General features: G+C 68.6%; 9 protein-coding genes. 4 read left to right on the top strand and 5 right to left on the bottom strand.

The annotated features are described in order from the left end of the window. The 5 genes from INR38_RS13585 to INR38_RS13565 form a co-directional block, all read right to left on the bottom strand. On the bottom strand, window positions 1–1,032 hold a 1,032-nt coding region (locus INR38_RS13585; RefSeq protein WP_207475972.1), incomplete at its 3' end, for a tripartite tricarboxylate transporter substrate binding protein. Window positions 1,033–1,149: 117 nt separating this feature from the next. Continuing rightward, window positions 1,150–1,791 carry a maleylacetoacetate isomerase gene (gene maiA / locus INR38_RS13580; protein ID WP_207443633.1) on the bottom strand — a complete coding sequence of 214 codons (642 nt, stop codon included), beginning with the start codon at window positions 1,789–1,791 and terminating at the stop codon, window positions 1,150–1,152. Between the two features lie 19 nt (window positions 1,792–1,810). Then, complete coding sequence (locus tag INR38_RS13575; RefSeq protein WP_034393430.1) at window positions 1,811–2,518, bottom strand: fumarylacetoacetate hydrolase family protein; 708 nt, start codon at window positions 2,516–2,518, stop codon at window positions 1,811–1,813. 38 nt (window positions 2,519–2,556) lie between these two features. After that, window positions 2,557–3,594 (bottom strand): cupin domain-containing protein, encoded by a 1,038-nt coding sequence (locus INR38_RS13570; RefSeq protein ID WP_207443632.1) that lies wholly within the window; start codon window positions 3,592–3,594, stop codon window positions 2,557–2,559. 16 nt (window positions 3,595–3,610) lie between these two features. Continuing rightward, window positions 3,611–4,819 carry a 3-hydroxybenzoate 6-monooxygenase gene (locus INR38_RS13565; RefSeq protein WP_207443631.1) on the bottom strand — a complete coding sequence of 403 codons (1,209 nt, stop codon included), beginning with the start codon at window positions 4,817–4,819 and terminating at the stop codon, window positions 3,611–3,613. Window positions 4,820–5,023: 204 nt separating this feature from the next. Here INR38_RS13565 and INR38_RS13560 point away from each other — a divergent pair, with 204 nt between their 5' ends. From INR38_RS13560 to INR38_RS13545, 4 genes are all read left to right on the top strand, one after another. Beyond that, window positions 5,024–5,560, top strand: coding sequence for a MarR family winged helix-turn-helix transcriptional regulator (locus tag INR38_RS13560; protein ID WP_012205532.1), 537 nt, complete (start codon window positions 5,024–5,026; stop codon window positions 5,558–5,560). Between the two features lie 14 nt (window positions 5,561–5,574). Continuing rightward, complete coding sequence (locus tag INR38_RS13555; RefSeq protein WP_063326189.1) at window positions 5,575–6,477, top strand: LysR family transcriptional regulator; 903 nt, start codon at window positions 5,575–5,577, stop codon at window positions 6,475–6,477. A gap of 27 nt (window positions 6,478–6,504) precedes the next feature. Then, window positions 6,505–6,798, top strand: a complete 294-nt coding sequence (locus tag INR38_RS13550; protein WP_207443630.1) for a HigA family addiction module antitoxin — start codon at window positions 6,505–6,507, stop codon at window positions 6,796–6,798. A gap of 124 nt (window positions 6,799–6,922) precedes the next feature. Then, window positions 6,923–7,987 carry a patatin-like phospholipase family protein gene (locus INR38_RS13545; RefSeq protein ID WP_207443629.1) on the top strand — a complete coding sequence of 355 codons (1,065 nt, stop codon included), beginning with the start codon at window positions 6,923–6,925 and terminating at the stop codon, window positions 7,985–7,987. The last annotated feature ends 13 nt before the right edge of the window (window positions 7,988–8,000 follow it).

The following is an 8,000-nucleotide window of genomic DNA, read 5'->3' as shown; positions in this document are numbered from 1 at the left end:
CAGGCTGATGTTCGCCTTCTGAATCAGCAGCTTGTACTGATCCGCCTTGGTCCTGGCGAATTTCTCCATTTCCGGCACCTCCCAGGTGATGGGCTGGAAGGCGAAGGTGGCGAATTTCTCGCGCACCTGCGGGTCCTGCAGCACGGCGACCACGTCGGCATGGATCTTGTCGCGCAGGGCGGCGTCCACGCCCTTGGGCGCCAGCAGGGAGACGAAGGAGTTCACGATCAGGTCGGCGGGGCCGCCCGATTCGGCCACGGTGGGCACGTCGGGCATCTGGGCGATGCGCTGGGGCGCGGCCACGGCCAGGTAGCGGATCTTGCCGGATTTGTAGATGCCCTGGCTGGAGGGAATGCTGGCAAAGCTCCAGGCCGGATCGCCATTGGCCACCGAGGTGTAGAGCTGGCTGACCTCGCGGTAGGGCACATGGGTCATCTTGCTGCCGGTCAGGAAGTCCAGCCATTCACCGCCCAGGTGGCCGGGGCTGCCCACGCCCCAGGAGCCGTAGCTGACCTTGCCTGGCTCCGACTTGGCCGCCTTGATCAGGTCGCCCATGCTCTTCCAGGGCGAGTTCGTGGGCACGGCCACGAAGAAGGGCGTGAGGAACAGCGGCGCCACCGGGTCGAAATGCTGCAGCGGGTGGAAGTTGCGCTGCTTGTAGAGGTAGGGCAGGGCGGAGACATGTTCGCTGTCGAGCTGCAGCAGGGTGTAGCCGTCGGGCTTGGCGCGGCGTGCGGCTTCAATGGCGACAAAGCCGCCGCCGCCTGGGCGGTTGTCCACGGTCACGCCCTGCTTCCAGCGGGCGGAGAGCTTTTCTCCCACGATGCGCAGCACGGCGTCAGGGCCGCTGCCCACGGCAAAGGCCGTGATCACGGTGACGGGGCGCGTGGGAAAGCTGGCGGTGCTGCTGGAGCCTGCCTGCGCCCAGGCGCAATGCAGCGGGGCGATGGAGGCCAGCAGCAGGGCGGCACCTGCAAGGGCCTTGCGGCGGGAGGGGGCGGCGCCGAGGCGGCTGGATGGGGATGCTTTCACAGTCTGTCTCCTGTTGGATCTGCTTTTTTCACTGCTTGCAATGCCCCGGTCCTTCTGGCGAGGACTCGGGGCGGGGTAGGGCTGCCGGCAAAAGGTGCGGCGGGGTTCAGGCGAGGTTCAGCCGGCGTCAGGCTGGGCCAGGGGCGCGGCCTGCGCAAAGGCGGGCAGGGCGGCGCAGGCCCTGTCCACAGCGCTGATCAGCGGCCAGCGGTCCAGGTCCACGCCAAAGCGGCGTGCGCTTTCGATTTGGGGCACCAGGTAGACATCGGCCAGCGTGGGTGCGTGGCCGAAGCAGAAGTTGCCGCGCCGCGTGTCCTGCGCCAGCAGTGCCTCGATGGCGTCGAAGCCGTCGGCAATCCAGGTGGCGCACCAGGCGTTGATGGCGGCCTCGTCTGCACCGAACTGGCGGCGCAGGGTCTGCAGGATGCGGCGGTTGTTGATGGGATGCACGTCGCAGCCCACGATAGCGGCCAGCGCGCGCACCTGGGCGCGTTCCTCAGGGTCGGCGGGCAGCAGCGGCGGCTCGGGGTGGCGCTCCTCCAGCCATTCGATGATGGCCGGCGACTGGATCAGCGTGCGGCCGTCGTCCAGCGTCAGCGCTGGCACCAGGCCCTGCGGGTTGACCTGCTTGAACGGCGCCTGGGCCTGCTCGTCCACGCGCAGGTCCACGGGAAAGTAGTCAGGGCGCAGGCCCTTGAGGTGGAGCGCGATGCGCAGGCGGTGCGAGGTGCCGCTGCGGAAAAAACTGTAGAGCTTCATGGTGGTGGTCTCCCTGGCCTTATTCAGGCTGGCCCACGGTGAGCGCGATCTCGCCCACGCCCTGCACATGGCCCGTGATGCGGTCGCCCGGCAGCACGGCGCCCACGCCCTCGGGCGTGCCCGTGTAGATGAGGTCGCCGGGTTGCAGGTGATAGAACAGCGAGAGGTCGGCAATGATTTCGCGGATGTTCCAGATCAGCTTGTCCACGTCGGACTGCTGCCTGGTCTCGCCATTGACGGCCAGTGCAATGGCGCCGGATTCGATCACCTGGCCCGGCATGGGCACGATCTCGCTGGCCACCGAGGACTGCTCCACGTCCTTGCCCAGGTCCCAGGGCCGGCCCTTGTCGCGCGCCACCAGCTGCAGGTCGCGGCGCGTCATGTCCAGGCCGCAGGCGTAGCCGTAGATGTGTTCATGCGCCTGGTCCGCCGCAATGCGAAAGCCCGCCTTGCCGATGGCCACCACCAGCTCCATCTCGAAGTGGTAGTTGTTCGTCTCGGGCGGGTAGGCCACGGTGGCACCCGATTCGGTCAGGGTGGAGGGGGCCTTGGTGAAGTAGAAGGGGCGCTCCACGCTCTTGTCCACCGGGCGGCCCATCTCGACGGCATGGGCGTGGTAGTTGCGGCCCACGAAGAACAGGCGGTTCACGGGCAGGCGCTGCGTGCTGCCGCGCACGGGCAGGGATTGGACGGGGGGCGGGGTCCAGAGGTATTGGGGAGCGGTCATGGTATTGGCGATGGGGGAGTAAAGAGACATCGGAGGATTCAAGGCCGGACTTCGTAGAGGCCCAGCTTTCGGTGCAAAGGAGCCTCGTCGGCCAGGAAGAGGAAGGCGGGCTCGCTGGCGCTGGCATTGGCCAGCGTGGCGGGCGCCCAGCCGGGCACGCAGCAGGTGTCGGCCGGGGCCAGTTCGAAATGGCGGTCCACGGCGGCCACGCTGGCGCCGCCCTCGATGACATGGAACACGCAGGCCGGCGAGCGCGCGGGCAGCTGCAGCGTCTGGCCCGGACGCAGCATCAGTGCGTAGAAGCCCAGGATGTTTTCGCAGTCGGCCCCGGTCTCGGGGTTGGTGTAGGCCAGCTGCACGCAGTCCAGGTCCGGCCGGTCGGCGGCCAGCTCCAGCAGCGCGGCACGCGCATCCTTCCATGGGTAGCGCAGCATGGGGTAGGCCTTGGCGCTGCGGGCGAACACCTGCGTGGGTGCCAGGCCGCCGCGCGCATACGCCCGGTCGCCACGGCCGGGCAGGGCGGGCTGGCGCGGGCCGTCCACGTGGTAGGTGACTTCCAGGTAGTAGGCCAGGGGCAGGTCCAGCACATCGAGCCAGACCACGGGCTCGTTGCCGTCGTGGCCATGCTCGTGCCACAGGCCCGTGGGCGTGAGGATGAGGTCGCCGCGCTCCATTGGGCATTTCTCGCCATCGACCAGGCTCCATGCGCCCTGGCCCTCCACCACCATGCGCACGGCATTGGGCGTGTGGCGGTGCGAGGGCGCCCACTCGCCGGGCAGCAGCAGCTGCATGCCCAGGTAGATGGAGGAGCTGGCCTGCATCTTCTCCAGCCCATGGCCGGGGTTGGCCAGCACCAGCACGCGGCGCTCGGCTTTTTCGATGGGCGTCAGCTCGCCGGCCTGCATCAGCAGCGGGCGGATGGCCTGGTAGGGCCAGGCAATGGGCTGGGTGCGCGGGCGCGGCGTGTGCGGCGGCATCACGTTGCGCAGGCTGGGCCACAGCGGCACCAGGTTGTTGCGCGTGAGTTCGTCGCGGTAGTCCTGGGGCAGGTCTTCCAGGCGGCCAAGTTCTTGCATGGCGGTCTCCTTGTGTTCAGTCTTCGGCGAGGCAGGTTTCGGCCTTCCAGCCGTACAGCCATTCCATGGCGTCGTAGAAACGCTGGGGTGTGCGGCCCTTCCAGAGGTCGTTGCGCACCAGGCGCTCCACAGCGCTGGCGTGGAAGATGCGGCCCATCTCGCGCGCGGACAGCACCACGCGCGCCGTGCGGGCAATGCGCGAGCGCTCGTACAGCCGCAGCGCCTGCGGCCAGTCGTTGCCGCAGTGCTTGAGCGCCTGGCCCAGCGTCACCGCGTCTTCCAGCGCCATGCAGGCGCCCTGGGCGATGTACTGCAGGGTAGGGTGGGCAGCATCGCCCAGCAGCGTGGCGCGGCCGAAGCTCCACTGGCCAATGGGCTCGCGGTCGGCCGTGGCCCAGCGCTTCCAGCTTTTGGGCAGGTCTATGAGCTGGCGGGCGCGCGGGCAGCAGTCGCTGTAGTAGCTTTGCACCTCTTGGCGGCTGCCTTCGCGCACGCCCCATTCCTCCTGCTCGCGGCTGTGGAAGGTGACGACCACGTTGTATTGCTCGCCGCCGCGCAGCGGGTAGTGCACCAGGTGGTAGTTGGGGCCGACCCAGATGCTGGCCGCATTCCAGCGCAGGTCCTCGGGGAAGTCGTTCTTCTCCACCACGGCGCGGTACACCACGTGGCCGGAGACACGCGCCGCATCGCCCACATACTGCTGGCGCACCACGGACTTCACCCCATCGGCGCCGATCAGGGCCTGGCCCATATGGACCTGGCCGTGCTGGTCGCGCACGGTGACGGTATCGCCCTCCTGCTGCACGGCTTCGATGCGCGTGCCCGTCAGCGTCTCGATTTGGCCGTGGGCGCGCGCGCCTTCAAGCAGCGAGGTGTGAATGTCTGCGCGGTGGATCACCGCATACGGGTTGCCGAAGCGGGCGCGAAACGCCTCGCCCGTGGGAATGCGGCCGACCAGCCGCTCATCGAGCGCGTCGTGCATCACCATCTCGTCGGTATAGACGGCGCGGCCACGGGCCAGCTCGCCAATGCCCAGCGCGTCGAAGGCCGCGAATGCGTTGGGCCCCAGCTGTATGCCGGCGCCGATCTCGCCCAGCTGCGGCGCCTGCTCCAGCACCTTGACGGCGAATCCCTGGCGCGCCAGGGCCAGCGCGGCCGCCACGCCGCCAATGCCGCCGCCTGCCACAAGAACGGGCAGCGCCCGGGAAGAAATGCTGGTGCTCATGGATGTCCTGTGCTTCGTGGTGCGTGTCGCCCGCCTGCGGGGCAGCTGCGTTGCGAGTAATTAAACAGTATGCTGACGATGAGTGTAGTGTTGATTCGCATCAGGCCAGCCTGGGGTTTCCCTGGATGCAGGCAAAACGGTGGTGGACAGCGTGTTCAGTTGAATCACCTGTCCGCCAGCCAACGCCAACGGAGGGCGCGGTTCATGCGAACATCTGCGCTTGCCCGCAGGGACCCGGAAAAGAGCGCAATGGCCATGGACTACCAACCCGCAGAACTAGAAAACTACCCCGGCTATCACATCCGCCGCCTGCAGCAGATCGCGGTAGCCGTCTTCATGGAAGAGACCCAGGAATTCGGCGTGACCCCCGTGCAGTACGCGGCGCTGTCGGCCGTGCTGCGCCAGCCCGGCGTGGACCAGCGCACGCTGGCGCGGATGATCGGTTTCGACACCTCCACCATTGGCAGCGTCATCGACCGGTTGGAGGCGCGCGGCCTCATGGTGCGCAACACCAGCCCGGCCGACCGGCGCGTGCGCCTGCTGTCGGTCACCGCAGAAGGCGCCGCGCTGCTGGCCGCTGCCGAACCCTCGGTGCTGCGGGCCCAGCAGCGCATGCTGGAGCCGCTGCCGCAGGAGCAGCGGGGCCTGTTCATGGACATGATGGCCGTCCTGGTGCGGCAAAACGACGAGCTGGCGCGCGCGCCCAGCACGCTGGCCGCGCGCCGCGCCGCAGCCGACTGAGGCGGCCTCGACCCATGGACTGGGACCACCTGAGATTCTTTGGCGAGCTGGCGCGCAGCGGCAGCATGGCCGCCGCCGCGCGGCAACTGGGCGTGGAGCACACCACGGTGTCGCGCCGCATCCAGGCCCTGGAAAAGCAGCTGGGGGCCGTGCTCTTCGAACGCGAAGCGGGTCAATGGCGGCCTACGGAGGCCGGCCGACAGCTGCTGGGCGTGGCAGACGCCATGCAGCGCGCCGCCGCCGGGCTGGAGCGCATGCCGCTGGCGGCCGAATCCGCAAGCCAGGGCCCGTCCGGCCTGGTGCGCGTGGGCGCCACCGAGGGCTTCGGCACCCAGCTGCTGGCCCCGCAGCTGGCCGCGCTGACGCAGCGCCATCCGCTGCTGAGCATCGACCTGCTGGCCCTGCCGCGCCTGCTGCACCTGTCGCGGCGCGAGGCCGACATCGTCATCTCGCTGGAGCGCCCCACGCGCGGCTCGGCCGTGGTCACCAAGCTCACAGACTACCGGCTGTTCCTCTACGGCCAGCGCGAATACCTTGCGCGCCGCCCGCTGGTGGCGCGCACCGAGGACCTGCGCCACCACAGCTTCATCCACTATGTGGACGACCTGCTGTTCACGCGCGAGCTGCAGCTGCTGTCCACCCTGTTCCAGCCCGAGCGCTTTGCCTTTCGCAGCACCAGCATCACCGCCCAGTACGAGGCCGTGCGCGCCGGTGCCGGCCTGGCCGTGCTGCCCGCCTTCATCGCCGACCGCGACCCCGTGCTCAGCCGCGTGCTGCCCGCCGAGGCCTGCTTCACCCGCACCTTCTGGATGAGCATGCCCTCGGATGCCCGGCAGGTTCAGCGCATCGAGGCGGTCTGGGGGTTTTTGCGGGAGGCTGTGCAGGGGATGCGGGAGTTGCTCAGTCCCCGGAGTTGAAGTGGCCCGAAACTGAAAGGAGTGCACATGTCGCGTGAAATCAGGCTACCGCACCCAGGAGAAATCCTGATGCACGAGTGGCTCGAACCCATGGGCCTGAGCCAGTACGCGTTGGCAAAGGCCATCGATGTTCCGCCCCGGCGCATCAACGAGATCGTGAAGGGCATGCGCGGCATCACGGCGGATACGGCGCTGCGCCTTGCGGTCTTCTTTGGCACGGACGCGCAAAGCTGGCTCAACCTGCAGTCCGACTACGACCTTGCCGAAGCCCGCGATGCCATGGCGGACGTGCTGGCGCGAATCCAGCGGTTTGAGCCCTAGCATCCCTGAGCGACCTCAGGGCGCACTTTGCCGTCCGCAGCATGATGCGTCTCCGGCGGTGGTTTGCCCCTGCCGCTATACTGCCCGCCCCGAATCTCGTCATCCGACAGCAGGATCTTCCGGCATGCGCCTCCAAGCCCTTTTGCGTCCACTGGTGTACCTGAGCCTGGCGGGGCTGGCTGCTTGCGGCAGCAACCCGCCCAGCCCCTCGGCGGCTACGCCCGAGTCCGCGCCCACCGCGCCGGGCACACCCGTGGCGCCCATCAGGATCGGTCTGGCCCTGGGCGGCGGGGCCGTGAAGGGCTTTGCCCATATCGGCGTCATCAAGATGCTGGAAGCCAATGGCCTTGCGCCTGCGGTGGTGTCCGGCACCAGCGCGGGCAGCGTGGTGGGGGCGCTGTATGCGAGCGGCATGAACGCCTTCGAGCTGCAGGAAAAGGCCGTGGCGCTGGATGAGACCAAGATCCGCGACCTGCAGCTGTCCTCCGGCGGCCTGCTGGTGGGCCAGAAGCTGGAAGACTATGTGAACGAACAGGTGGGCCGCAAGCCGCTGGAGCAGCTGGCCAAGCCCTTCGTGGCCGTGTCCACGCGGCTGGAAGACGGCGAGCGCACCGTGTTCGCGCGCGGCAATACGGGGCAGGCGGTGCGTGCCTCCAGCAGCATTCCGGGTGTGTTCCAGCCCGTGGCCATCGGCAAGTTCCACTTCGTCGATGGCGGCATCACCAGCCCCGTGCCCGTGGACGCCGCGCGCCAGCTGGGCGCCGACCTGGTGATCGCTGTGGACATCTCCAACAAGGCCCGTGGCAAGGCGCCCGAGAACATGCTGGGCGCCCTGGGCCAGTCCATTGCCATCATGGGCCAGAAGCTGGGCCAGGCCGAGCTGGCCCGCGCCGACATCACCATCCGCCCCAAGGTGCTGGACATCGGCCCGGCCGACTTCACCCAGCGCGCCAGCGCCATTCTTGAAGGCGAAAAGGCCGCCGTGGCCGCCATGCCCCAGATCCGCGAGCGCATCGCCCAGCTGCAGGCCGAGCGCGCCAAGGCCGCGAAGCTGGCCCAGCAAAAGGCGGCCGAAGCCCAGCACCAGGCCTGCCTGGACCAGCGCTCGCGCATGCAGAAGCTGGCGGAGATGGCGGGGATGGACGGCGCCTGCGCCAACCCCAACCCCAACCTCAACGCCAACCCCTGATCCACCACGGCTG

Source organism: Delftia sp. SD018, from assembly GCF_017355445.1.
Taxonomy (GTDB): Bacteria; Pseudomonadota; Gammaproteobacteria; order Burkholderiales; family Burkholderiaceae_C; genus Comamonas; species Comamonas acidovorans.
This window is presented reverse-complemented; position numbering and strand designations above follow the sequence as displayed.

Bases quoted from the DNA above. Each gene is read 5' to 3' on its own strand.
- maiA (WP_207443633.1), bottom strand. From the start codon at position 1,791: ATGAAGCTCTACAGTTTTTTCCGCAGCGGCACCTCGCACCGCCTGCGC.
- INR38_RS13575 (WP_034393430.1), bottom strand. From the start codon at position 2,518: ATGACCGCTCCCCAATACCTCTGGACCCCGCCCCCCGTCCAATCCCTG.
- INR38_RS13570 (WP_207443632.1), bottom strand. From the start codon at position 3,594: ATGCAAGAACTTGGCCGCCTGGAAGACCTGCCCCAGGACTACCGCGAC.
- INR38_RS13565 (WP_207443631.1), bottom strand. From the start codon at position 4,819: ATGAGCACCAGCATTTCTTCCCGGGCGCTGCCCGTTCTTGTGGCAGGC.
- INR38_RS13560 (WP_012205532.1), top strand. From the start codon at position 5,024: ATGCGAACATCTGCGCTTGCCCGCAGGGACCCGGAAAAGAGCGCAATG.
- INR38_RS13555 (WP_063326189.1), top strand. From the start codon at position 5,575: ATGGACTGGGACCACCTGAGATTCTTTGGCGAGCTGGCGCGCAGCGGC.
- INR38_RS13550 (WP_207443630.1), top strand. From the start codon at position 6,505: ATGTCGCGTGAAATCAGGCTACCGCACCCAGGAGAAATCCTGATGCAC.
- INR38_RS13545 (WP_207443629.1), top strand. From the start codon at position 6,923: ATGCGCCTCCAAGCCCTTTTGCGTCCACTGGTGTACCTGAGCCTGGCG.